General features: G+C 67.6%; 19 protein-coding genes and 1 tRNA gene. 14 read left to right on the top strand and 6 right to left on the bottom strand.

The annotated features are described in order from the left end of the window. Positions 1-27 precede the first annotated feature (27 nt). Entirely contained in the window at positions 28-1425 is a 1398-nt protein-coding gene (locus A5790_RS17175) for a PLP-dependent aminotransferase family protein (protein ID WP_231987820.1), read from the top strand. A 1-nt stretch (position 1426) separates the two neighbouring features. Here A5790_RS17175 and A5790_RS17170 read toward each other — a convergent pair. After that, positions 1427-1513, bottom strand: a tRNA-Ser gene (locus tag A5790_RS17170). Between the two features lie 48 nt (positions 1514-1561). Further along, entirely contained in the window at positions 1562-2074 is a 513-nt protein-coding gene (locus A5790_RS17165) for a MarR family winged helix-turn-helix transcriptional regulator (RefSeq protein ID WP_066847150.1), read from the bottom strand. Positions 2075-2152: 78 nt separating this feature from the next. Here A5790_RS17165 and A5790_RS17160 point away from each other — a divergent pair, with 78 nt between their 5' ends. Then, positions 2153-3127 carry an NAD(P)H-quinone oxidoreductase gene (locus tag A5790_RS17160; protein WP_066846747.1) on the top strand — a complete coding sequence of 325 codons (975 nt, stop codon included), beginning with the start codon at positions 2153-2155 and terminating at the stop codon, positions 3125-3127. An 8-nt stretch (positions 3128-3135) separates the two neighbouring features. Here A5790_RS17160 and A5790_RS17155 read toward each other — a convergent pair whose 3' ends face one another. Further along, a complete protein-coding gene (locus tag A5790_RS17155; RefSeq protein WP_066846736.1) occupies positions 3136-4332 on the bottom strand; it encodes a cysteine desulfurase-like protein in 1197 nt (398 codons plus the stop codon). 413 nt (positions 4333-4745) lie between these two features. On the opposite strand from A5790_RS17155, the gene A5790_RS17150 reads away from it, so the two are divergent. The 5 genes from A5790_RS17150 to A5790_RS17130 are packed head-to-tail and all read left to right on the top strand — an operon-like array spanning position 4746 to position 8177. Further along, positions 4746-5252, top strand: coding sequence for a bacterial proteasome activator family protein (locus A5790_RS17150; protein ID WP_066846733.1), 507 nt, complete (start codon positions 4746-4748; stop codon positions 5250-5252). A 9-nt stretch (positions 5253-5261) separates the two neighbouring features. Further along, positions 5262-6053, top strand: coding sequence for an ABC transporter ATP-binding protein (locus tag A5790_RS17145; protein WP_066846730.1), 792 nt, complete (start codon positions 5262-5264; stop codon positions 6051-6053). Further along, complete coding sequence (locus A5790_RS17140) at positions 6050-6985, top strand: glycosyltransferase (protein WP_066846726.1); 936 nt, start codon at positions 6050-6052, stop codon at positions 6983-6985. Before A5790_RS17145 ends, A5790_RS17140 begins: the two co-directional genes overlap by 4 nt. Then, the gene (locus tag A5790_RS17135; RefSeq protein WP_066846723.1) at positions 6982-7812 is read left to right on the top strand and encodes an ABC transporter permease; all 831 of its coding nucleotides are present in this window, start codon (positions 6982-6984) and stop codon (positions 7810-7812) included. Before A5790_RS17140 ends, A5790_RS17135 begins: the two co-directional genes overlap by 4 nt. 47 nt (positions 7813-7859) lie before the next feature. Then, positions 7860-8177: a zf-TFIIB domain-containing protein gene (locus A5790_RS17130; protein ID WP_064394864.1), complete on the top strand. Its 318-nt coding sequence runs from the start codon at positions 7860-7862 to the stop codon at positions 8175-8177. A 10-nt stretch (positions 8178-8187) separates the two neighbouring features. Here the strand turns inward: A5790_RS17130 and A5790_RS17125 are convergent, their stop codons facing one another. Further along, on the bottom strand, positions 8188-8931 hold the full coding sequence (locus A5790_RS17125) for a phosphotransferase family protein (RefSeq protein WP_066846713.1): 744 nt from the start codon (positions 8929-8931) through the stop codon (positions 8188-8190). A 65-nt stretch (positions 8932-8996) separates the two neighbouring features. Here A5790_RS17125 and A5790_RS17120 point away from each other — a divergent pair, with 65 nt between their 5' ends. From A5790_RS17120 to A5790_RS17100, 5 genes are all read left to right on the top strand, one after another. Continuing rightward, the gene (locus A5790_RS17120; protein ID WP_066847148.1) at positions 8997-9392 is read left to right on the top strand and encodes a GtrA family protein; all 396 of its coding nucleotides are present in this window, start codon (positions 8997-8999) and stop codon (positions 9390-9392) included. A 72-nt stretch (positions 9393-9464) separates the two neighbouring features. Further along, positions 9465-10865: an FAD-binding oxidoreductase gene (locus A5790_RS17115; RefSeq protein WP_066846711.1), complete on the top strand. Its 1401-nt coding sequence runs from the start codon at positions 9465-9467 to the stop codon at positions 10863-10865. Further along, entirely contained in the window at positions 10866-11648 is a 783-nt protein-coding gene (locus A5790_RS17110; RefSeq protein WP_066846709.1) for a decaprenylphospho-beta-D-erythro-pentofuranosid-2-ulose 2-reductase, read from the top strand. Continuing rightward, entirely contained in the window at positions 11648-13555 is a 1908-nt protein-coding gene (locus tag A5790_RS17105; RefSeq protein WP_066846707.1) for a galactan 5-O-arabinofuranosyltransferase, read from the top strand. The genes A5790_RS17110 and A5790_RS17105 overlap by 1 nt, the downstream gene beginning before the upstream one ends. A gap of 11 nt (positions 13556-13566) precedes the next feature. Continuing rightward, positions 13567-16800 (top strand): arabinosyltransferase domain-containing protein, encoded by a 3234-nt coding sequence (locus A5790_RS17100; protein ID WP_066846705.1) that lies wholly within the window; start codon positions 13567-13569, stop codon positions 16798-16800. Positions 16801-16877: 77 nt separating this feature from the next. Here A5790_RS17100 and A5790_RS17095 read toward each other — a convergent pair whose 3' ends face one another. Both A5790_RS17095 and A5790_RS17090 read right to left on the bottom strand, forming a co-directional pair. Then, on the bottom strand, positions 16878-18239 hold the full coding sequence (locus A5790_RS17095; protein WP_066847146.1) for a permease prefix domain 1-containing protein: 1362 nt from the start codon (positions 18237-18239) through the stop codon (positions 16878-16880). Next, complete coding sequence (locus A5790_RS17090; RefSeq protein ID WP_066847143.1) at positions 18239-18595, bottom strand: PadR family transcriptional regulator; 357 nt, start codon at positions 18593-18595, stop codon at positions 18239-18241. Before A5790_RS17090 ends, A5790_RS17095 begins: the two co-directional genes overlap by 1 nt. A 107-nt stretch (positions 18596-18702) precedes the next feature. Here A5790_RS17090 and A5790_RS17085 point away from each other — a divergent pair, with 107 nt between their 5' ends. Together A5790_RS17085 and A5790_RS17080 are read left to right on the top strand one after the other, a co-directional pair. After that, on the top strand, positions 18703-21993 hold the full coding sequence (locus A5790_RS17085; protein WP_066846702.1) for an arabinosyltransferase domain-containing protein: 3291 nt from the start codon (positions 18703-18705) through the stop codon (positions 21991-21993). Beyond that, complete coding sequence (locus tag A5790_RS17080; protein WP_066846695.1) at positions 21990-25199, top strand: arabinosyltransferase domain-containing protein; 3210 nt, start codon at positions 21990-21992, stop codon at positions 25197-25199. Before A5790_RS17085 ends, A5790_RS17080 begins: the two co-directional genes overlap by 4 nt. Positions 25200-25271 lie beyond the last annotated feature (72 nt).

The raw sequence follows: 25271 nt of genomic DNA, 5'->3' as shown, positions 1-25271 counted from the left end.
GCCACTGGCCTCAAGATAGGCACCACTTTGACAGCGAGATCGGGTACCACTTCGGGTCCGGAGCTGCTGCTGGAACTCGACCGCGACGCCAACGATCCGCTGCACCGCCAACTGGCTGACGGGTTGCGGACGGCCATCCGGACGGGCCGCCTCACGCCGGGCACCCGCCTGCCGTCCAGTCGCCTGCTCGCCACCGACCTGGGAGTGTCCCGTCGGCTCGTGGTCGATGCCTACAGTCAACTCGTCGCCGAAGGGTTCCTGCACAGCAGGCACGGGTCGGGCACCGTGGTCGCCACGGTGGACACCGTCGACCGGCCTTCCCGCGGTGAGGCCGGGCCGACGGCTCGCTACGACATCGACTTCCTGCCGGGGTCGCCGGATCTGCACAGCTTCCCTCGCGACGCTTGGCTGCGGGCGCTGAAGCAGGGCCTGGCCGAGATCGGCGCGGATGCATTCGGTTACGTGGCGCCTCAGGGGCTGTTCACCACGCGCGTTGCGGTGGCCGACTATCTGCGACGCGTCCGCGGTGTGCTCGCCGAACCGCAACACATCGTGCTGTGCTCCGGAGCGACACAGGCCATCGCGTTGCTCGCGCGGTCATTGCCGACATCCTCACTGGCCATGGAGGACCCCGGATTCTGGCTGCACCGAATGGTGCTGCGTAACAACGGTATCGAACCGGTTCCTGTTCCGGTCGACGAAGACGGGCTCGATGTCGGCGCGCTGGCGGCCAGCGGTGCCGACGCAGTGCTGGCCACCCCCGCGCACCAGTCCCCGACCGGGGTCGTCCTTTCGGCCCTGCGGCGCACTGAGCTGACGGACTGGGTCCGAGCCGGCCATCTGGTGATCGAGGACGACTACGACGCCGAATACCGCTACGACCGGGCACCCGTCGGCGCGTTGCAGGGAATCGCACCCGACCGCGTCGTCTACGTCGGCTCGACCAGCAAGACCCTGGCGCCCGGTCTTCGCATCGGCTGGATGGTGCTGCCCGCACATCTCGTCGGCCCGGTCAAAGTGGCCAAAGGTCTTGCGGACACCGGAAGTTCGGTGATGGACCAGTTGGCGTTCGCGCAGTTGCTGGGATCGGGCGGATACGACAGGCATCTGCGCCAGATGCGTCGCCGATACCTGACCCGCCGCAATGCTCTGCTGGGGGCCCTGGGCCGACACCTACCGCAAGCGACCGTCCTCGGCGCCGCGGCCGGTGTCCACCTGACGGTGCGCTTCCCCGACCGATTCCCGATCGACGACCTCGTACGGCTGGCCGCCGAACGGCGCGTGCGGGTCGAACCGCTCGCACCGTGCTACGCCGACCCGGCATCGGCGCCACCGGGCCTGCTCCTCGGCTACGCCAACCTCACTGAGTCCCAGATCGATTCGGGCGTGCGGGTGTTGGCGCGCATCGCGCACCGCATGTCATGAGCGGTGGCGGAGGGATTTGAACCCCCGGACGGTGTTAGCCGTCTCTCGCTTTCAAGGCGAGTGCATTAGGCCGCTCTGCCACGCCACCGCCGACAAGAGTACGGGGCGGCTCACACCGTCGCGACGGGGAATCCCCTCAGACGCGGCCGAGCTTGGCGTTCATCGACCCGTTCTTGAGTCCGACGCTGATCCGCCTGCAGTTCTCACCGATCGCCGCGACCTGGGGCCGCGACAGCCGGTCGAGAAAGTGCGCCCGCACGCTCTCGCCGTAGGTGACCATCGCGTCGCGTACCGCAGTCCGCCCGTCGTCGGTGATGCTGGCGAGCACACCACGGCCGTCGTCGGGGCTGGCCCCCCGGCGCACCAGGCCCTGCATCTCCAGGCGACGGATCTGCCGGGTGACCCGGCTCGGCAACGACATCAAGCCCTCGGCGAGATCGCCCATGCGGGCCGATCCCGTCGGTGACTTATCCAGGATGTCGAGCAACCTGACGTCGTTGAGCGTCAGATGATGCTTATCCACCAGCGACCGATTCAAGGTCGCATACAGCCGGAGCGCGGCATCCAAAAAATTTTGCCAGGACCGCTGCTCCGCGATGTCCAGCCCCGGCATATCCCCCGCGGTACGACCCGCAATAATCCCCTCCATGCGGTCATAGTAAACGGCCATCACATTGCTGGCGACTAATTCGTGAGACTGTCGACGCAGGCTAGTAGCGTTATCCGGATGCATGCAATCGTCGCCGGCCCGGAGGGTCGATTGACCTGGCAAGAGGTTCCCGACATCACGCCGGACGAGGGCGAAATTCTGATCAAGGTCGCCTCTGCCGGCATCAATCGGGCCGACCTTTTGCAGGCCGTGGGCAAATACCCGCCGCCGCCGGGCGCCAGTGAAATCCTCGGCCTCGAAGTCTCGGGAACGGTCGCGGCGGTCGGCGAAAAGACTTCCGATTGGGCGGTCGGACAACAGGTCTGCGCGTTGCTGGCGGGCGGGGGCTACGCCGAGTATGTGGCCGTGCCGGCCGGGCAGGTGATGGCGGTTCCGGACTCCGTGTCGCTGCACGAAGCAGCCGGTTTACCCGAGGTGGCCTGCACCGTGTGGTCGAACCTGGTGATGACCGTGGGCTTGACGGCGGGCCAGCTCGTCCTCATCCACGGGGGTGCCAGCGGCATCGGCACCCACGCGATCCAGGTGGCCCGCGCGCTCGGCTGCCGCGTGGCGGTGACCGCCGGGTCGGCCCACAAGCTGGACCTGTGCGCCGAACTCGGGGCCGAGGTGACGATCAACTACCGCGACGAGGACTTCGTCGAACGCGTCAGGGCCGAGGGCGGCGCCGACGTGATCCTCGACATCATGGGCGCGGCCTACCTCGACCGCAACATCGATGCGCTCGCCAACGACGGGCGAGTGGTGATCATCGGGATGCAGGGCGGTGTGAAGGCCGAACTCAACATCGGCAAGCTGCTCGGCAAGCGCGCGGGCGTCATCGCCACCGCTCTTCGCGCGCGCCCGGTGAGCGGCAAGGGGAGCAAGAGCGACGTCGTCGCCGAGGTGGTGGCCAACGTGTGGCCGATGATCGAGCGCGGTGAGGTTGGTCCGATCATCGGTGCCGAGTACCCGGTGCAGGAAGCCGGGGCGGCGCATGAGCTGCTGCAGTCGGGCGAGGTGTCGGGGAAAGTGCTTCTGCGCGTAACGGATTAGCGCTGCCGTCAGCCCAGCGAAGCGAGCGCGCGCACCAGCTGATCGACCTCGGCGGTGGTGGTGTAGTGCGCCAGTCCCACCGTCACCGCGCCGCCGATGTCGTTGACGCCGATCACGTCCAGCACGCGCGAACTCGCATTCGATATCGCCAGGATGCCGTTGTCGGCCAGGCGCTGAACCACCCGCTCCGCGGGCACGCCGTTGACCGCGAAACTGAGTACGGGGATTCGCGATTCGGGCGCACCGATGACCATCACCGTCGACAGCGACCGCAGCGAGATCAGCAGATAGTCGAAAAGCCGGCTCATATAGGCGTTCGCGGAGTGCATCGAGATCGCGAGGCGTTCGCGGCGCGTACCGCGCGCGTTCTCGTCCAGGGAGGCAAGGTACTCGATGCTGGCCACCACTCCGGCCAGCAGACCGAACTGGTGCGCACCGACTTCGAGCCGCGCCGCTCCGCGTGCGTCCGGATCCAGCGATACCGAACCGAAGGAGCCGATGAGCGCCGGATCGCGAAAGACCAGGGCTCCGATGGGCGGACCGCCCCACGCCAATGCGTTGACCGCCACCACGTCCGCGTCGATCTCGTCGATGTCGATCAACTGGTAGGGCGCGGCCGCGGAGTGGTCGACGACCACCAGTGCGCCCTGATCGTGTGCCAGTTTCGTCACCGCGCGCAGGTCGGTCACGGTACCCAAAGTCGAAGAGGCAGAAGTGATTGCGACCAAGCGGGTCGGCTTGGTGACCAGGCTCTCCCATTGCCAGCTGGGCAGTTCGCCGGTCTCGATGTCGACCTCGGCCCACTTCACCTTGGCGCCATAGCGATTCGCGGCGCGCAGCCATGGCGCGATGTTCGCCTCGTCATCCAGACGGGTGACCACCACTTCGTAGCCGAGGCCGACACGCGACGACGACGCGTCCGCCAGCGAGGTCAGCAGGATCGCCCGGTCAGCGCCCAGAACCACACCGCGGGGATCGGCGTTGACCAGATCGGCCACGGCCAGCCGCGCGGCCTCCAGCACTGCGGCGCTGCGCTGCGCCGAGGGGTGCGGACCGACCGGGGTGGCCATCGACCCGCGGAACGCCGTGGACACAGCTCGGCCGACGGTGTCGGGCAACAACATGCCGTGCCCGGCGTCGAAACGCACCCACCCGTCGCCCAGAGACGGGTGCAAACCACGCACCCGGGCGACGTCGTATGCCATGCCAGCCCACCTTCGAGCGTCCGTGAGTTCGCGAACCCACACGATTCTGGCCGATACTCGGCCCGACCCGCCATGTCGGACTGGGTCTGCTGGGCAGCCATACTAGTCCAGTGACCTTGGCATTCGGAGTGCTAAACCCGTTGTCGTTGCTGGTCACGTCTGCCACATCGCCAGAACGCGGCCTCAAGTTAACCCGCCTGGTTATTCGCCATGGTGGCCGCCGATGAACCGTTTGCTGGATTGCCGAAGTTGTTTGAGCGACCGGTTTGCGGTCACCGACCGGGGTTCGCCTGTGCGCAGCGTGCGGACCGTCCCGTGCACGACCCGACTAGTGTCGCTAGTTGGTTCGCGGTCGAGGGCATCGCGAGGCTTGCGCGACGAATGCCGTGGAGATTAGAGGGAACGCAGGGAGTATGACCGACGACGACAACATCGAGATCATCAGCAGAGCCGACACCGGAGCCGAGACCGACGAGGAAAAGGACGGCAGGTCGCTGACCGACCTCGTCGAGCAACCGGCGAAGGTGATGCGGATCGGCACCATGATCAAGCAGCTCCTCGAGGAGGTGCGCGCAGCTCCGCTCGACGAGGCCAGCCGCAACCGGCTCCGGGAGATCCACCGCACGAGCATCACCGAACTCGAAGACGGCCTGGCCCCCGAGCTGCGCGACGAGCTCGAGCGGCTCACGCTGCCGTTCACCGAAGAGGCCGTACCCTCGGATGCCGAGCTGCGTATCGCGCAGGCCCAGCTGGTGGGCTGGCTGGAGGGCCTGTTCCACGGCATCCAGACCGCGCTGTTCGCCCAGCAGATGGCGGCACGGCAGCAGCTGGAGCAGATGCGGGGCCAAGGCGCGCTGCCACCGGGAGTGGCGATGCGCGGCGGCGGTCCGTCGCATCCGGGGACCGGGCAGTACCTGTAGGGGCATGCGTTGGTCCCACATATCGAGACCCGCAACGCGTGGGTGGAGTTCCCGATCTTCGATGCGAAGTCACGCTCGCTGAAGAAGGCGTTCCTCGGTAAGGCCGGCGGCGCGATCGGCCGCAACGACTCCAACGTCGTGGTCATCGAGGCGCTGCGGGACATCACCATGTCGCTGGAACTCGGCGACCGGGTGGGTCTGGTGGGGCACAACGGTGCGGGCAAGTCGACGCTGCTGCGCCTGCTGTCGGGTATCTACGAGCCCACCCGGGGGGTGGCGACCGTGAGCGGCCGGGTGGCGCCGGTGTTCGACCTCGGCGTCGGGATGGACCCGGAGATCTCCGGCTTCGAGAACATCATCATCCGCGGCCTGTTCCTGGGACAGACGCGCAAGCAGATGACGGCCAAGATCGACGAGATCGCCGAGTTCACCGAGCTCGGGGACTACCTGTCGATGCCGTTGCGCACCTACTCGACCGGTATGCGCGTGCGTCTGGCGATGGGCGTGGTGACCAGCATCGACCCCGAGATCCTGCTGCTCGACGAGGGTATCGGCGCGGTGGACGCCGAGTTCCTGAAGAAGGCGCAGACCCGGTTGGCCGAACTCGTCGCGCGCTCCGGGATCCTGGTGTTCGCCAGCCACTCCAACGAGTTTCTGGCCCGGCTGTGCAACACCGCGATGTGGATCGACCACGGCACGATCAAGATGACCGGCGGCATCGAGGACGTCGTGCGTGCCTATGAAGGCGAGGACGCCGCCCGGCATGTCCGGGAAGTGCTCGAAGAGACGCGACAGGGATGACGGCCGACGAGGGCTTGCCCGAGGAGCCAACCAGCTCCGTCATCTGCGCGGTGGTGGTCACCCATCGTCGTCCCGACGACCTGGCGAAGTCACTGGAGTCGGTGTCGGCCCAGACCCGCGCGCCCGACCACCTGATCGTCGTCGACAACGACGACGATTCCCGCGTCGCCGAACTGGTTGCCGGACAACCCATCCCCACCACCTACCTCGGATCACGCCGGAACCTCGGCGGCGCGGGCGGTTTCGCGTTGGGCATACTGCATGCTCTGGCGCTCGGCGCGGACTGGGTGTGGTTGGCCGACGACGACGGCCGCCCGGCCGACTCGGAGGTGCTGGGCACGCTGATCGAATGCGCCGCCCGCCACGGACTTGCCGAGGTGTCGCCGATGGTCTGCGATATGGACGATCCCGGGCGGCTGGCCTTTCCCCTGCGTCGTGGACTAGTGTGGCGTCGCCGTGTCGACGAGTTACGCACCGGATCCGGTTCAGATCTGTTGCCGGGCATCGCATCACTGTTCAACGGCGCGCTGTTCGCCGCGACGACGCTGGAGGCGACGGGCGTGCCTGATCTGCGCCTGTTCGTCCGGGGCGACGAGACCGAAATACACCGCAGGCTGGTGCGCTCCGGGTTACCGTTCGGCACCTGCCTCGACGCGGTGTACCTGCATCCGCAGGGCGGTGACGAGTTCAAACCGATCCTCGGCGGCAGAATGCACACGCAGTTTCCGGAAAACGCTGCCAAGCGTTTCTATACCTACCGCAACCGCGGATATCTGTTGTCCCAGCCGGGGCTGCGTCGTCTGCAGTTGCAGGAGTGGGCGCGCTTCGGTTGGTTCTTTCTGGTGTCGCGCCGCGACCCCGCCGGGTTGATGGAGTGGATCCGGTTGCGGCGCATGGGCCGCAAGGAGAGGTTCGGGAGGCTTCAGCCGTGACGTTCACCGACGCCGCTGCGCAGTCGAAGACCATGCGCCGGGCCTGGGGCGACCTGGTTGAGGGCTTCGGGAAGCACGAACTGTGGTTGCATCTCGGCTGGCAGGACATCAAACAGCGCTACCGCCGCTCGGTTCTCGGCCCGTTCTGGATCACGATCGCCACCGGTGCCACCGCGGTCGCCATGGGTCTGCTCTACTCGAAACTGTTCAAACTCGAGCTCTCCGAACATCTTCCGTACGTCACCCTCGGTCTGATCGTGTGGAACCTGATCAACGCGGCGATCCTGGAGGGCGCCGACGTGTTCGTCGCCAACGAGGGGTTGATCAAACAGCTGCCGACACCGCTGTCGGTGCACGTCTACCGGCTGGTGTGGCGACAGATGATTCTGTTCGCCCACAACATGATCATCTTCGTGATCATCGCGATGATCTATCCCAAGCCGTGGAAGTGGACGGACCTGGCGGTCATCCCCGCGCTGGGTCTGATCGTGCTCAACTGCATCTGGGTGGCGTTGTGCTTCGGCATCCTGGCCACCCGCTACCGCGACATCAGCCCGCTGCTGGTCAGCCTGGTGCAGCTGCTGTTCTTCATGACCCCGATCATCTGGAACGAGTCCACCCTGCGACAGCAGGGTGCCGAGCAGTACACCAAGGTCGTCGAGCTCAATCCGCTGCTGCACTATCTCGACATCGTGCGGGCCCCGCTGCTCGGCGCCGACCAGGAACTGCGCCACTGGGTAGTGGTGATCGTGCTGACCGTGGTCGGCTGGACCTTCGCGGCGTTCGCCATGCGGCAGTACCGCGGCCGTGTCGCCTATTGGGTGTAGCTTCCTCGCCGCGGAACTCAGGCGTCGCTTACGGCCGTTATGCGGATATGAGCATCCCGCCATATCAGCCGCCGTCCTCCACGCCGTCCGCACCGACGGGCACGCTGACCTGCCCGAAGTGTGCGGGCTCGATGCGGACCTACGAACGCAACGGCATCCACTTGGAACAGTGCGACACCTGTCGCGGCATCTTCCTCGACTTCGGTGAGCTCGAGTCGCTGACTCAGATGGAGAACCGGTTCGTGCAGGCCGCACCGCCTCCGCCGCCTGCCCAGCCGGGATACGGATACGGTCCGGGCTGGGGCCATCGCGGCAACAAGTACTACCGCAAGCAGGGGTTCGGCCGGCTGTTCTTCTCCAGCTAGCCACCCAACTTCAGCCCATCCGCGCGCAGGCCGCCACCAACAGTTCGTCAGGGTGGTGGGCCGCCGCCTGCACCACGGCCGCGCGCGCGAACGCGTCGAGCACCGGCCACGGGTCTGCGTCGGGCAGCGCGGGGCCGCCGGCGGCGCGGTAGGCGTCGACGAAGCTTTGCCAGTCGGCGTCCGGGATCAGTCCCGCCGCCCAGAATCCGGCCGGTCGAGCCAGGTCCCACGCCGGATCGCCGGCACCCAGGTCGTCGACGTCGAGAAGGACCCATGGCGAATCTGCGTGCGGGCGCGCCAGTTGGCCCAGATGCCAGTCACCGTGCACCAACGTGTGCGGACGGTCCGGTGAGCCGGGCCGCCACACCGCGTCGGGCAGGGCGGCCGCGGCCCGTCGCACCGTCGGATCGCCGTCGGAGCGCAGCACGTCAACCGCGCGCCGCAGCCGTCGCGGCCAGCCGTGCGGGGGCACTCGAGACGACCATGGCTCCCGGTGCAGGCTGGCCAACAGCTGTCCGGCTTCTGACCACGGCACCGACTCTGGTTGCGGGGCAAGGGGTTGCACGCGCGGCCATCGAGTGCGCCACCGCGCTGCGACCGGCTCGGGAAGCGTTGATAGCGGCGAGAGCAGGCAATCCGAGCTCGCAGCGATGCCGAGTCGGACCGTCAGTGCCCGCGGGTTGGTACCCGGCCGGTGCAGCTTGTAGACGACGTCGCCGTCGACGACGATCTCCGCACCGGACCGGGTCTGCACACCTGAAACCTAGCGACGCGACGGCTGCACATCCCGCGTAAGCTGCCCGGGTGGCCGAGCCCCCGATGCAGCCGACCCTGAGCCTGGGCACCCAGATCTGGCGGTTCATCGTCACCGGCGGTTTCTCGGCGATCGTCGACTTCGGCCTGTACGTCGCCCTGCTCGCCGCCGGTCTGCACGTCAACGTGGCCAAGACGCTCAGCTTCATCGCGGGCACCACCACGGCGTATCTGATCAACCGCCGGTGGACCTTTCAGGCGCCGCCGAGCACCGCGCGGTTCATCGCGGTGTGTGCGCTCTATGCGGTGACCTACGCCGCGCAGGTCGGCATCAACTACGTTCTGTACGTGGCGTGGGACGACAAACCGTGGCGGGTGCCGGTCGCGTTCGTCATCGCCCAGGGCACGGCGACGGTGATCAATTTCGTCGTCCAGCGTGCGGTCATCTTCCGGCTACGCTGACGCGACACCGCTGCCGGCCGCGCGATATCCAGCGGTCATGGCGCCGGCTGTCCGCACGGTACCCTCGTCACGATGTCCGAGAACTTACCGACGACCTCGCGTGCCTTGACCGGCTTCGGCCGCACGGCACCGTCGGTCGCTCAGGTGCTGAGCACGCCGGACATCGACGTGATCGCCGGCGCGGTCCGCGAGGCCGCCGACCGCAGCGCATCCAGCCCGTCGTTCCTGCACCGGGGCGTCCTCGCCCGCGGCCTGGGTCGCTCCTACGGCGATCAGGCATGCAACGGCGGTGGCCTGGTCGTGGACATGACCGCGCTGCACAAGGTCCACTCGATCAGCGCCGAGACAGCCGTCGCCGACATCGATGCGGGCGTCAGCCTCGACCAGCTGATGAAGGCCGCGCTGCCGTTCGGGCTGTGGGTACCGGTGCTGCCGGGCACGCGGCAGGTCACCGTCGGCGGGGCGATCGCCTCCGACATCCACGGCAAGAACCACCACAGTGCAGGCAGCTTCGGCAATCACGTGCTGTCGATGGACCTGCTGATGGCCGACGGCGAGATTCGCACCCTCACCCCCGACGGGCCGGACGCCGAACTGTTCTGGGCGACGGTCGGCGGTAACGGCCTCACCGGGATCGTGGTGCGCGCCCGAATCGCGATGACGCGCACGGAAACCGCGTACTTCATCGCCGACGGTGTGTCCACCAGCGATTTGGATGAGACCGTCGCCGTTCACCTCGACGGCAGCGAGGACCGCTACACCTACTCCAGCGCGTGGTTCGACCTGATCAGTCCGCCGCCGAAGCTCGGGAGGGCCGCGATCAGCCGCGGCAGCCTCGCGACGCTCGATCAGCTGCCCCCGAAGCTGGCTAAGAATCCGCTGAAGTTCGATGCACCGCAACTGCTTTCGGTGCCTGATATTTTCCCCGTCAGCGCCATGAACAAGGTCTCGTTCATGGCGATCGGCGAGGTGTACTACCGACTCGGCGGCACCTACACCGGCAAGATCATGAACCTGTCGCAGTTCTACCACATGCTGGATCTGGTCAGCGGGTGGAACAACGCTTACGGTCCAGCGGGTTTCGCGCAGCACCAGTTCCTGGTTCCGCCCGATGCGCTCGAGGAGTTCAAGGCCATCATCCGCTGGATCCAGACCCGCGGGCATTATTCGGCGCTGAACGTGTTCAAACTGTTCGGGCCCGGTAACCGCGCGCCGCTGAGCTTTCCGATAGCGGGATGGAACGTAGCGATGGACTTCCCGAACAAGCCCGGTATCAACGAATTCCTCAACGAGCTCGACGAGCGGGTCATGGAGTTCGGCGGCCGTGTGTACACCGCGAAAGACTCCCGGGTCAGTGCGGAGCGGTTCCACAAGATGTATCCGAGGATCGACGAATGGATCGCCGTGCGCCGCAAGGCCGACCCGAACGGCGTCTTCGCATCCGACATGGCACGACGCTTGGAGCTCCTGTAGATGGTTCTCGACGCTGTAGGTAACCCCCAGTCCATCCTGCTGCTCGGCGGGACATCGGAGATCGGGCTGGCGATCTGCGAGCGCTACCTGCGCAACGCGCATGCCCGCATCATCCTTGCGGACCTGCCGAATCACCCCCGCAAGGACGAGGCGATCGCGGCGATGACGGCCGCGGGGGCCAAGTCCGTCGAATGGATCGACTTCGACGGCACTGACACCGCCGGACATCGCGCCGTGATCGACAAGGCCTGGGGCGGCGGTGATGTCGACGTCGCGATCGTGGCCTTCGGGCTGCTCGGCGACGCTGAAGAGCTGTGGCAGAACCAGTCCAAGGCCGTGCAGGTCGCCCAGATCAACTACACCGCAGCGGTTTCGGTCGGCGTGCTGATCGGCGAGAAGATGCGCGCCCAGGGCTTCGGGCAGATCATCGCGATGAGTTCAGCGGCCGGTGAGCGGGTGCGGCGGTCCAACTTCGTGTACGGGTCGACCAAGGCCGGCTTGGACGGCTTCTACCTTGGTCTCGGAGAGGCGTTGCGCGAGCACGGAGTTCGGGTGCTGGTGATCCGGCCCGGTCAGGTCCGCACCACGACCACCATCGAGCACTGGAAGGCCACCGGCGCGAAGGAAGCGCCGTTCACCGTCGATAAGGAAGCCGTCGCCGAACTGGCCGTCACGGCGGCAGCCAAAGGCAAGGAACTGGTATGGGCGCCGGGAGCGTTCCGGTACGTGATGATGGTGTTACGCCACATCCCGCGGCCGATCTTCCGCAAGCTACCCATCTGATGCGCGGCGGCGCGCGGGCCCTGCCGATCAAGGTCGCCGGCCAGATGGTGGCGGCCGCCGCGATGGCGATGGCCGTCGCGGTGGTCTCGCTGGCCGCGATCGCGCGCGTGGAGTGGCCCGCCTACAACTCGTCCAATCAGCTGCACGCGCTGACCACGGTGGGCCAGTTCGCCTGTCTGGCGGGGTTGTTGGCGAGCGGGTGGGTCTGGCGGCGCGGCCGGCAGCTGCTTGCGAAGGTGGCGGCGACGCTGTTCCTGTCAGCGTTCTCGGTGGTGACGCTGGCGATGCCGCTCGGTGCAACGAGGCTCTATCTGTACGGCATCTCGGTCGATCAGCAGTTCCGCACCGAGTACCTCACCCGGCTCGCCGACAGCGCCGCGCTGCGCGATATGACCTACATGGGTCTGCCGCCGTTCTATCCGCCGGGCTGGTTCTGGATCGGGGGCCGCCTGGCCGCGCTGACCGGAACTCCGGCGTGGGAGATGTTCAAACCGTGGGCGATCATGTCGATCACCGCCGCGATCGCGGTGGCGTTCGTGTTGTGGGCGGCCATGATTCGCTTCGAGTACGCGCTCATCGTGACCACCGCCACCGCCGCAGCCACGCTCGCATACTCTCCGGCCGAGCCCTACGCCGCCATCATCTGCGTTCTGCTGCCGCCGGTGTTCGTGCTCGCCTGGTCGGGTCTGCGCGGGGGCGACCCGGATGGGGTGGCGGGCGGGAGGACGCGAGCCGGCTGGCCCGCCGTCATCGGCACCGGCCTCTTCCTCGGCGGCGCCGCGCTGTTCTACACGCTGCTGTTCGCCTACGCCGCATTCACATTGGCGATCATGGGGGTGCTTCTGGCCGTCGCGCGCAGACGCATCGAACCGCTGCTACGGCTGGTGGTCATCGCGGTCATCTCGGGCGCCATCGCGCTGATCGGCTGGGCGCCGTACCTTCTGGCGGCGTTCTCCGGCGAGCCCGCCGACTCCGGAACCGCACAGCACTATCTGCCGACCGACGGCGCGCAGCTGGAATTCCCGATGCTGCACTTCACACTGCTGGGAGCGCTGTGCATGCTCGGCACGCTGTGGTTGGTCTGGCGTGCGCGGTCCTCTACCCGGGCCGGCGCTCTGGCGATCGCGGTGCTCGCCGTCTACGCCTGGTCGCTGCTGTCGATGCTGACCACGCTGGTGGGCACCACATTGTTGTCCTTCCGACTGAATCCGACGCTGACCGTGCTGCTCACCGCGGCAGGCGCCTTCGGCTTCATCGAGGTCACCCGTGCAGTCGCGGCGCGGGTGCGGCCCGAGAACGCGCGACGTGTCGTCGCGGCGGCGGCCACGCTGGGCGCCATCGGCGCCATCACCTACAGCCAGGACATCCCCGACGTGCTGCGGTCCGACATCGTCGTCGCCTATACCGATACCGACGGCTACGGTCAGCGCGCGGACCGGCGACCGCCCGGCGCCGAGCGCTACTACCGCGAGATCGACGCCAGGATCACGGAGGTCACCGGTCGTCCCCGTGACGAGACCGTCGTGCTGACCGCCGACTACAGCTTTTTGTCCTACTACCCCTACTACGGCTTCCAGGGCTTGACCTCGCACTACGCCAACCCCCTCGCGCAGTTCGAGAAGCGTGCCGAGGCCATCGAGAGCTGGGCCACGCTGACCGACGCCGACCAGTTCATCGAGGCACTCGACACGCTGCCGTGGGAGCCGCCGACGGTATTCCTGATGCGCCGCGGCGGCCCTTCAGGTGCGGCTGACACCTACACGTTGCGGTTGGCCTCCGACGTCTATCCGAACCAGCCCAATGTGCGCCGCTACCACGTCGCCCTGGACGAGACATTGTTCGACGACCCCCGCTTCGAGGTCTCCAGCATCGGCCCGTTCGTGTTGGCGATCCGCAAGCCCAATTAAGATCGAACCCCGTGGTCCGTGAAGCCGGTGTCGGGTCGAACCATCGGACGGTGCGGCTCATCGCCATCGTCGCGGGGTTGCTCGGCGCACTGCTGGCCATCGCGACGCCGTTGATGCCGGTCACGCAGACCACCGCCGAACTGAACTGGCCGCAGAACGGCGTGCTGCGCAGCGTGGACGCCCCACTCATCGGCTACGTCGCGACCGACCTCGAGATCTCTGTGCCGTGTCGCGCGGCGGCCGGGCTGGCCGGTCCCGATGCCCAGGGCCGCACCGTGCTGTTGTCGACCGTGCCCAAACAGGCACCCAAGGCCATCGACCGCGGCCTTCTCATCGAGCGGGTCAACGACGACCTGCTGGTGATCGTGCGAAACACCCCGGTGGTCAGCGCGCCGCTGGATCAGGTGCTCAGCCCGCAGTGCCAACGGCTGACCTTCACCGCGCACGCCGACAAGGTGACCGGCGAGTTCGTCGGCCTCGTCCAGGGTCCGGGACGGATCCCGAACGACGACCCCGGTGAACCGCTGCGCGGTGAACGCGGCGGCTACGACTTCCGCCCGCAGATCGTCGGCGTCTTCACCGACCTCAGCGGTCCGGCGCCCCCGGGTCTGGAGTTCTCCGCGACGCTCGACACCCGCTACAGCACGTCGCCGACGCTGCTCAAGACCCTGGCGATGATCATCGGGGTGGCGATGACCGTCATCGCCCTGGTCGCGCTTCATCTTCTCGACATCGCCGACGGCCGCGGCGTCAGACGGTTCCTACCGCCGCGGTGGTGGACGCTGCGACCGCTCGACGGCGTCGTCACCGCGGTGCTGGTGTGGTGGCACTTCGTCGGCGCCAACACCGCCGACGACGGCTACATCCTGACGATGGCGCGGGTCTCCGAGCACGCCGGCTACATGGCGAACTACTACCGGTGGTTCGGCACGCCGGAGGCGCCGTTCGGCTGGTACTACGACCTGCTGGCGTTGTGGGCCCAGGTCAGCACGCACAGCGTGTGGATGCGCCTGCCGACGCTGGTGATGGCGCTGGCGTGCTGGTGGGTCATCAGCCGTGAGGTGATCCCGCGGCTGGGCCACGCCGTGAAGAAGACACCTGCGGCGGCGTGGACGGCGGCGGGTCTGTTCCTGGCGTTCTGGCTGCCGTTGAACAACGGGCTTCGCCCCGAACCGATCATCGCCCTCGGCATCCTTCTCACCTGGTGCTCGGTCGAGCGGGGTGTGGCCACCAGCAGGCTGCTGCCCGTGGCGATCGCGATCATCATCGGTGCGCTCACGCTGTTCTCCGGGCCGACGGGCATCGCCGCCGTGGGCGCGCTGCTGGTCGCCGTCGGACCACTGAAAACCATTGTCGCCGCGCATGTCTCACGCTTCGGTTATCTGGCGTTGCTGGCGCCGATCCTGGCCGCGGCCACCGTCACGATCATCTTGATCTTCCGGGACCAGACGCTGGCCTCCGAGATGCAGGCAAGCACCTTCAAGTCGGCGGTCGGGCCGAGCCTGAGCTGGTTCGACGAGCACATCCGCTACGAGCGGTTGTTCACGCTGAGTCCCGACGGTTCGGTGGCGCGCCGCTTTGCGGTGCTCACACTGTTGCTGGCGCTGGCCGTTGCGGTCGCGATGTCGTTGCGCAAGTTCAGGATTCCCGGCACGGCGTTGGGACCCAGCCGCCGCATTATCGGCATCACGGTCATCTCATTTTTCGCCATGATGTTCACGCCGACCAAGTGGACCCATCACTTCGGGGTGTTCGCCGGGCTGGCCGGCTCGTTGGGCGCACTGGCCGCCGTCGCCGTCACCGCCACGGCGATGCGCTCGCGCCGCAACCGCTCGGTGTTCGGCGCCGCGGTCCTGTTCGCGATGGCGCTGTCGTTCGCCACCGTCAACGGCTGGTGGTACGTGTCGAACTTCGGTGTGCCGTGGTCGAACGCCATGCCGGAGTGGAAGTTCGGCTTCTCGACGATCCTGCTCGGGCTGGCCGTGCTGACCCTGATCGCCGCGGCGTGGTTCCACTTCTCCGGGCGCGACTCGTCGCCACCCGGGCCACAGCGGCGCTGGCAACGAATGCTGCAGGCGCCGTTGGCCATCGCCACATGGCTGCTGGTGATGTTCGAGGTGCTCTCGCTGACGCTGGCCATGATCGACCAGTACCCGGCGTGGAGCGTCGGCCGATCCAACCTCGAAGCGCTGACCGGCAAAACGTGTGGGATGGCCGAGGATGTGCTCGTCGAGGAGGACCCCAACGTCGGCATGCTGAGGCCGATCGGCACGCCCGTCGGTGAGGCGCTCAGTGCAGGCACCGCACAGGGGTTCAACCCCAACGGGATTCCCAGTGACGTCTCCGCCGACGAGACGATGAGCGGGCAGGGCACCTCGAGCAACTTCGCCGATACCGACAACGAAGACGACCAAGCTGGAAACGGTGGGACCGAGGGCGGCACGACGGCCGCCGCCGGTGTCAACGGTTCACGGGCCCGGCTGCCCTACAAACTCGATCCGGCCACCACCCCGGTGATGGGCAGCTGGCGCTCCGGCACGCAGCAGCCCGCGCAGTTGCGCTCGGCGTGGTACCGGCTGCCGGACCGCGACTCCGCCGGCCCGCTGCTGGTCATCTCGGCGGCCGGCCGGTTCGACGCGGGTGAGGTCACGGTGCAGTGGGCGACCGACGAGCAGGCCGCCGCCGACGAGCCCGGGGGTGGGATCGGGTTCGCCGACGTCGGCGCCTCCCCCGCGTGGCGCAACCTGCGGGCGCCGTTGTCCGCGATACCGCCCGAAGCCACTCAGATCCGACTGGTGGCCTCCGACGAGGACCTCGACCCGCAGCATTGGATCGCGGTGACGCCGCCGCGGATCCCCGAGCTGCGCACGCTTCAGGACGTCGTCGGGTCGTCGGATCCGGTGCTACTGGACTGGCTGGTCGGGTTGGCGTTCCCCTGCCAGCGGCCGTTCGGCCACCAGAACGGCGTCGTCGAGGTGCCCAAGTGGCGGATCCTGCCCGACCGGTTCGGGGCCGAGGCGAACTCGCCGGTGATGGACTACCTCGGCGGTGGGCCGCTCGGCATCACCGAACTGCTGGTGCGGGCCACGACGGTGCCGACGTATCTGGACGACGACTGGTTCCGGGACTGGGGCTCGCTGCAGCAGCTCACGCCGTGGTATCCGAACGCCGCGGAGGCGCGCCTGGACCTGGGCACGGCGACGCGCAGCGGGTTGTGGAGCCCGGCGCCGCTGCGCCTGTCCTGAGCTTGCGGGCCTTAACGGGTGGATCGCACGCACGTGGTGCGTGGAAATGACCCGTTAGAGCGCACAAGGCCCCCGGGTCAGACGAAGCCGAACAGCGGCGGCAGTGCCAGCACCACGAACGCGGCCCACACCCCGTAAATCGGGATGTAGCGGGTCTGCCAGCGCTCGATGTCGCCGAACGGTCGCCGTCGCCGGACAAAGCCGAGCACCAGCCACGCCGACCAGACGAGGTTGACCAGCAGCACGAGGTTCATCCCGAGCGCGGCGACCTTGTTCGGGCTGTAGCCGAACTCGACGATGCGCATGAGCATCGCGATGAGCATCAGCGCGTCGACGGCCAGCGCGCTGAACACGAGAACCAGTTGGAGCCAGTCGAACGCAGCGGGCGGGGCAAGCGGATCGCGCGCGGAGATCGCATACAGCAACAAACCGAGTACCAGGATCAGGATGAGATCCATCAGGATCAGCAAGTTGCGGTCCACGCCGATGACGCTGCCGGCCGCCGAGAATGCCACCAGCAGCGCGAGCAGCATGATGATCGTCAGCGGCGTGAACACCCGCGTGAGCACCGGTGCGATGTTCTCGATGACGTTTTGCTTGGCCTCGACCAGCCACGCCGCTACGAGCACCGCCAGCGGTACGAGGATGGGCAGCGCCCACATGCTGACGAAATCCTCCAGATCCAAGCCGATGGCATCGAAGGCGCCGGCGGTCAACATCATCAGCGCACCGCCGCCGAGCATGAGCAGCGTGAGGTAGACGACGAATTCACCGGTGAACCGGATGAAATCCATTCGGCGCGAATGGGATCGCCACCGACCGCCGGCGTAGGCCAGCCCGACCAGCAGCCAGAGCACGATCGGCGTGTGGAGAGCGGCCAGCACCTCGGTGTCAGGGTCCGTCGAGAAGTCTTCGCCGAACGGATACGTGTTGACAGCGACGGCCAGCACCGCGGCGGGCGCCATGAGTAACGCCCAGTGCCACCAGCGCAGCCGGCGCTTCCAGGCGAAATAGGCTGCCGGAAACGGGAAGACCAAAAACGCGGCGTTGCGCCCGAAGCTGATCTCGTCGCCGAGCAAAGCGAATCCGACCCTGACCGCGATGCCCGCACTGAGCCCGAGCGCGAGGACGACGAGCAGTTCCCGACTGGGTTGGGCCGGACCGTCGGCGGTGTTCTCAGACGCGAGCACCAGTTGCTTCCACAGTCGGTCGGAATGCTCGCGGGCGAACTCACGCGAGATCGCGTCGACATTGCCCATCCGCTTGACCGCGACGAGGAAGGCCTCGTCGTCGGCGAGCCCGGAGCACGACAGGTCGGCGATCTGCTCGCGAAGGTGGTCTTCCATCTCGTCGACGTCCGCTGCGGCGATCGCGCGGTGCCGCTGGATATAGCCGCGCCAACGGGCGATCTGCGACTCGAGTTCGGTATCGGCCCGCATCACACCCACCCCGGGGACATGCCGGGGGACATGCCGCTCCACACGCGGTCCAACGCCTCGGCGACGACCGTCCACTGCCGGTGTCGCTCGGCGAGCGCTTCTCGACCGGCGGCGGTGATCGCGTAATGCTTGCGGCGACGCCCGCCGTCGGACACCCGCCAGTCCGCCGAGACGTAGCCCTGTCGTTCCAGGCGGTGCAACAGCGGATACAGCATGCCGTCCGTCCATTGCATTCGGCCGCCCGACAGCTCGTTGACCCGCTTGATGAGCGCGTATCCGTACGACTCGCCGTCGGCGAGGATGCCGAGCACCAGTGGTGTGGCGGAGGCGGCCACAAGATCTTTGTCGATGTGCACGCGAGCGGCTCCCATACCTAGAACTGCTAGGTCGTACCCTAGCAGATCTAGGCATAATGGCCCGGCGTCACCGACTCCGATGATCGAGTCGCCTACCATCGACGCTCGTGCCTGCCCATCGGATCGCGCGACTGATCGCCGTCGTCGCAGGCATCGCCGGTGTGCTGTTGTGCGGGCTGGTCCCGCTGCTGCCGGTCAAACAGACCACCGCGACCATCCTGTGGCCGCAAGGCACCGGACCCGACGGATTCGTCAGCGACATCACCGCCCCGCTGGTCTCCGGCGCTCCGCAGGCCCTCGACATCTCGATCCCCTGCCGGGCCGTCGCCACGCTGCCCGCCGACGGCGGCCTGGTGCTGTCCACCGTCCCGCCGGGCGGCATCGACGCCAGCCGTAACGGGCTCTTCGTGCGCGCCACCTCCGACCTCGTTGTCGTGGCGTTCCGCGACTCCGTCGCCGCAGTCGCGCCGCGGCCCGCCGTGGAGGACGGCGCCTGCAGCACACTGCACATCTGGGCCAACCCCGGCGAGGCCGGCGCCGACTTCATCGGGCTGCCCGGGGCCGTGGGAACGCTGGCCGCCGAGGAGAAGCCGCAGGTCGCCGGCGTCTTCACGAATCTGGAGGTCGCACCACAGGAGGGACTCGAGGCTCGCGTCGACGTCGACACCCGCTTCATTACCTCCCCCACCGCGCTCAAGCTCGCCGTCATGGTGCTGGGGGTCTTGTGCGTGATCGCGTCGATCGTCGCGATGGCGGTGTTGGACCGCCGGAGCCGCTCCGGCGGCGACATTGGGCTCCGCAGCGGTCGCCGCGTGCTGCGCGCCTGGCGGCGGTTCTGGCGGGTGGGCTTCTGGCACTGGGCGGCCGACCTGGCCGTCGCGGGCACCCTGCTGCTGTGGCACGTCATCGGCGCCCTGTCGTCGGACGACGGCTACAACCTCACCATCGCCCGCGTCTCGGCCGACGCCGGCTACACCGCGAACTACTACCGCTTCTTCGGTGCCACGGAGGCCCCGTTCGACTGGTATCAATCGGTGCTCGCGGCGTTCGCCTCGGTCAGCACCGCCGGCGTGTGGATGCGGGTGCCCGCGACGCTGGCGGCCATCGGCGCCTGGTTGATCGTCAGCCGCTGCATCCTGCCGCGCCTCGGCCGTCGGCTTGCGGCCAACCGGGTGACGGTGTGGACGGCAGGGGCGGTGTTCCTGGCGGCGTGGCTGCCGTTCAACAACGGCCTGCGACCTGAACCGCTGATCGCGTTCGGCACCGTCGCCGTGTGGGTGCTGGTGGAGAACGCCGTGGCCACCCGGCGGACGTGGCCTGCCGCGCTGGCGATCGTCGTCGCGGTGTTCAGCGTGACGTTGGCGCCGCAGGGACTGATCGCGATCGCGCCCCTGCTTGTTGGGGCCCGCGCGATCGTCCGCACCATCCGCGTGCGTCGTCGGGTGGACGGTGTGCTGGCGCCGTTGGCCGCGCTGCTGTCCGCGCTCGCGCTGATCTTCGTGGTGGTGTTCCGCGACCAGACGCTGGCCACGGTGGCGGAGTCGGCCCGCATCAAGTACGTCGTCGGCCCGACGATCGCGTGGTACCAGGAGTTCCTGCGCTACTACTTCCTCACCGTCGAGGACAGCATTGACTCGTCGCTGACCCGGCGCTTCGCGGTGCTGGTGCTGTTGCTCTGCCTGTTCGGGATGCTCGCGGTGCTACTGCGGCGCGGCGGTGTCGCCGGCATGGCGCGCGGGCCGGTGTGGAGGCTGATCGGGTCGACGGCGATCGGCCTTCTGCTGCTGACGTTCACGCCGACCAAGTGGGCGGTGCAGTTCGGCGCGTTCGCCGGTCTGGCGGGTGCGCTCGGTGCGGTGACGGCGTTCGCGTTCAGCCGCGTCGGGCTACACAGCCGCCGCAACCTCGCGCTCTATGTCACCGCGCTGTTGTTTGTATTGGCTTGGGCGACATCGGGTATCAACGGCTGGTTCTATGTCGGCAACTACGGTGTGCCGTGGTTCGACAAGCAGCCGGTGATCGCCGGTATCCCGGTCACCGGCATCTTCCTCGCGCTGGCGATCATCACCGGCCTGCTCGCTGGGTGGCTGCACTTCCGCATGGACTACGCAGGGCATACGGAGGTCGCCAACACCAAGCGCAACCGTGTGCTCGCCTCGACGCCGCTGCTGGTGGTGGCGACGATCATGGTGGTGCTCGAGGTCGGCTCCATGGCCAAGGGCGCCGTGCAGCGCTACCCCGTCTACACCACCGCCAAGGCGAACTTCTCGGCGCTGAAGTCCGGGCTCTCGGACACCAGCTGCGCGATGGCCGACGATGTGCTCGTCGAGCCCGACACGAACGCCGGTATGCTGCAACCGGTTCCGGGCCAACGCTTCGGCGAGTACGGACCGCTCGGCGGGGAGGACCCCGTGGGCTTCAACCCCAACGGCGTCAGCGACACCCTCGAACCGCCCGAGCCGATCACCGCCAACCCGGGCACCGTCAACTCCGACGGCTCACCGAACGAACCCAACATCGGGATCGGTTTCGCCGCAGGCACCGGCGGAGGCTACGGACCCGTCGGCGTGAATGGTTCGAATGTGTTCCTGCCGTTCGGACTCAACCCCGACCGCACGCCGGTGATGGGCAGCTACGACGAGAACACTGTCGCGGCCAAGGTGACCTCGGCGTGGTACCAGCTGCCGCCACGCACCCCGGACCGGCCGTTGGTCACCGTCGCGGCCGCGGGGGCGATCTGGTTCTACGAAGAGGACGGCTCGTTCAACTACGGACAGTCGCTGAAGCTGCAGTGGGGTATACACCGCCCCGACGGCAGCTATCAGCCGCTGGCCGAGGTGCAGCCGATCGACGTCGGCCCCGGTCCTCAAAAGGCCTGGCGCAACCTGCGTTTCCCGTTCGCATCGGCGCCGCCCGAGGCGAATGTCGCGCGCATCGTCGCCGACGACCCGAACCTGTCCACCGACCAGTGGTTCGCGTTCACCCCGCCACGGGTGCCGGTGCTCGTCACCGCGCAGCAGTTCCTCGGCTCGCAGACGCCCGTGCTGATGGACATCGCGACGGCCGCGAACTTCCCTTGCCAGCGCCCGTTCTCCGAACATCTCGGCATCGCCGAGTTGCCGGAATACCGCATCCTCCCGAACCTCAAGCAGGTGGTCGTGTCCTCGAACCAGTGGCAGTCCGCCGAGGACGGCGGTCCATTCCTGTTCATCCAGGCACTGTTGCGCACCTCGACCGTGCCCACCTATCTGCGCGACGACTGGTACCGGGACTGGGGTTCGATCGAGCGGTACCTGCGGGTGGTGCCCGAATCCGAGGCGCCGGACGCGATCGTCGAGCAGGGGGCGGTGCGCGTGTTCGGTTGGAGCCGTAACGGACCCATCAGGGCGCTGCCATGAGCCAGACATCGAGTTCCGACGTGCGGATCGCCCGCTGGGTCGCGGCGATCGCCGGGTTGATCGGCTTCGTGCTGTCGGTGGCGACTCCTCTGCTTCCGGTGGAACAGACCACCGCATCGCTGAACTGGCCGCAGCAGGGCGAGTTGAACAGCGTCACCGCGCCGTTGATCACGCAGACTCCGGTGCGGATGTCGGTGACCGTGCCGTGCGAGGTGATCCGCTCGATGCCGCCGCGCGGCGGAGTCGTGTTGGGCACCGCGCCAAAGGACGGTAAGCAGGCCGCGCTGCAGAGTCTGTTCGTCACGGTCAACCCGCAGCGTGTCGACATCACCGACCGAAACGTGGTGGTGGCCAGCGTCCCCCGGGCCCGGGTGGTCGGCACCGGGGACACCCCGGGATGCTCACGCATCGAGATCACCTCCTCGGAGGAGGGCACCTTCGCCGACTTCGTCGGGCTGACGAAGGCGGACGGTTCGCCGCAGTACACCGGTTTCCCGGACCCGAACCTGCGCCCCGCCATCGTCGGCGTGTTCACCGACCTGACCGGCCCTGCGCCGCCGGGGCTGAGCCTGTCGGCAGAGATCGACACGCGGTTCACCACCAAGCCGACACCGCTGAAGCTGACGGCGATGGTGCTGGCCATCGTGTCGACGGCGATCGCACTGCTCGCGCTGTGGCGCCTGGATCGTATGGACGGCAGGCGAATGAGGCGGCTGATCCCGCAGCGGTGGCGGACGTTCACCCCCACCGATGTGGTGGTGGTCGGTGGCTTCGCGGTCTGGCACGTGATCGGGGCCAACTCCTCTGACGACGGCTACATCCTCGGGATGGCCCGAGTGGCCGGTCACGCGGGGTACATGTCGAACTACTTCCGATGGTTCGGCAGCCCCGAGGACCCGTTCGGCTGGTACTACAACCTGCTGGCGATGATGACCAGCGTCAGCGACGCGAGCATCTGGATGCGACTGCCGGACCTGGTGTGCGGAATCGTGTGCTGGCTGTTGCTTTCTCGTGAGGTGCTGCCGCGACTCGGTCCCGCTGTTGCCGCGAGCAAGCCTGCGCTGTGGGCGGCGGGGCTGGTGCTGCTGGCGGCATGGATGCCGTTCAACAACGGCCTGCGCCCCGAGGGCCAGATCGCCACCGGCGCGCTGATCACCTACGTGCTGATCGAGCGGGCGATCACCTCCGGACGACTCACTCCCGCGGCGTTCGCGATCATCACGGCGGCGTTCACGCTCGGGATCCAGCCGACAGGTCTGATCGCGGTGGCCGCGCTGCTGGCAGGCGGTCGACCGCTGTTGCGCATCCTGGTGCGGCGCCGCCAGGTGGTGGGCGTCTGGCCGCTGGTGTTGCCACTGCTGGCCGCGGGAACGGTGATCCTGACGGTCGTCTTCTTCGACCAGACCATCGCAACGGTGTTGGAGGCGACCAGAATTCGCACCGCCGTCGGCCCGAACCAGGAGTGGTACACCGAGAACCTGCGCTACTACTACCTGATCCTGCCGACGGTGGACGGATCGCTGTCGCGTCGCTTCGGCTTCCTGATCACCGCGCTGTCGTTGTTCGCCTCGATGTTCATCATGTTGCGGCGCGGGCGGGTGCCCGGCGTGGCCAGGGGTCCCGCGTGGCGGCTGATCGGAATCATCCTGGGCACGGTGTTCTTCCTGATGTTCACCCCCACCAAGTGGGTCCACCACTTCGGACTGTTCGCCGCGGTCGGGGCGGCGATGGCGGCGCTGGCCACCGTACTGGTGTCGCCTGCGGTGCTGAAGTGGTCACGCAACCGGATGGCTTTTTTGGCCGCCCTATTGTTCGTTCTCGCACTGTGTTTCGCGACCACCAACGGCTGGTGGTACGTGTCGAGTTACGGCGTCCCGTTCAACAACGACGAACCCGCCATCGGCGGCGTCACCGTCAGCACGGTCTTCTTCGCGCTGTTCGCGATCGTGGCGATATGGGCGGCCTGGCTGCACTTCTCGTCGCGAACGCGCGGAGAGGGGCGCATCGCCAGGGCGCTGACCGCGGCGCCGATCCCGGTCGTCGCGGGCTTCATGGTGGTGGTGTTCGTCGGATCGATGCTCGTCGGGGCGGTTCGCCAGTACCCCACCTATTCGAACGCGTGGGCCAACCTGCGTGCATTCGCAGGTGGCTGCGGCCTGGCCGACGACGTGCTCGTCGAGCCGGACGCGAACGAGGGCTTCCTGGCTCCCCTGCCCGGGGAGTACGGGCCGTTGGGTCCGTTGGGCGGTGTCGGGACCGTCGGGTTCACCGCCGACGGTGTTCCGGAAAAGATTGTCGCCGAGGCGATTCGGATGAACCTGCCGATGCCGGGCACCGACTACGACTGGGACCAGCCCACCGAGCTGGACGAGCCCGGCGTCAACGGGTCGACGGTGCCGCTGCCGTACGGACTCGACCCGAACCGGGTTCCGTTGGCGGGCACCTACGTCGAGGGGCCCCAGCAGCAGAGCAGGTTGACGTCGGCCTGGTACGAACTGCCCGCCCCCGACGATGCGCATCCGCTGGTCGTCGTCACGGCCGCCGGGACCATCACCGGCGACAGCGTGTTCAACGGGCGCACCGAGGGCGAGACGGTCGAATTGGAGTACGCACGGCGGGGCCCGGACGGCGCGCTGATGCCCGCAGGCCGGATGGTGCCCTACGACCTCGGCCCGATCCCGTCATGGCGTAACTTGCGGTTCCCTCGCGCTCAGATACCCTCCGACGCCGTCGCCGTTCGCGTTGTCGCCGAAGACCTTTCGTTGACGCCAGGTGATTGGCTCGCGGTGACCCCGCCCAGGGTTCCCGAACTGCGATCGGTACAGGAGTACGTCGGCTCCGAGCAGCCGGTGCTGATGGACTGGGCGGTCGGCCTGGCGTTCCCGTGCCAACAGCCGATGTTGCACGCCAACGGCGTGACCGAGATTCCGAAGTTCCGCATCACTCCGGACTACAACGCCAAGCGCAAGGACACCGACACGTGGCAGGACGGCCTCAACGGCGGGCTGCTGGGGATCACGGATCTCCTGTTGCGCGCGCACGTGATGGCGACGTATCTGTCGGAGGACTGGGGTCGGGACTGGGGCTCGCTGCGCCGGTTCGAGATGACCCCTGAGGCGCAAGGGGCGACGCCGGCGACGCTGGACTTCGGGACGGCCACCCGCAGCGGTCTGTACAGCCCGGGCCACATCCGCATCAAGCCGTAGTCGTCGACGCGACTGCGCGAGTGACCGTGTTTGCGCACGACACACCGCCGTCTGTCCGCATTCTGCGGTCGC

The sequence above is a fragment of the Mycobacterium sp. 852002-51152_SCH6134967 genome (genome assembly GCF_001667105.1).
In the GTDB taxonomy this organism is placed as follows: Bacteria; Actinomycetota; Actinomycetes; order Mycobacteriales; family Mycobacteriaceae; genus Mycobacterium; species Mycobacterium neumannii_A.
Note: the sequence above shows the minus strand (reverse complement) of the source record. Positions and strands in the feature narration are given on the sequence as shown.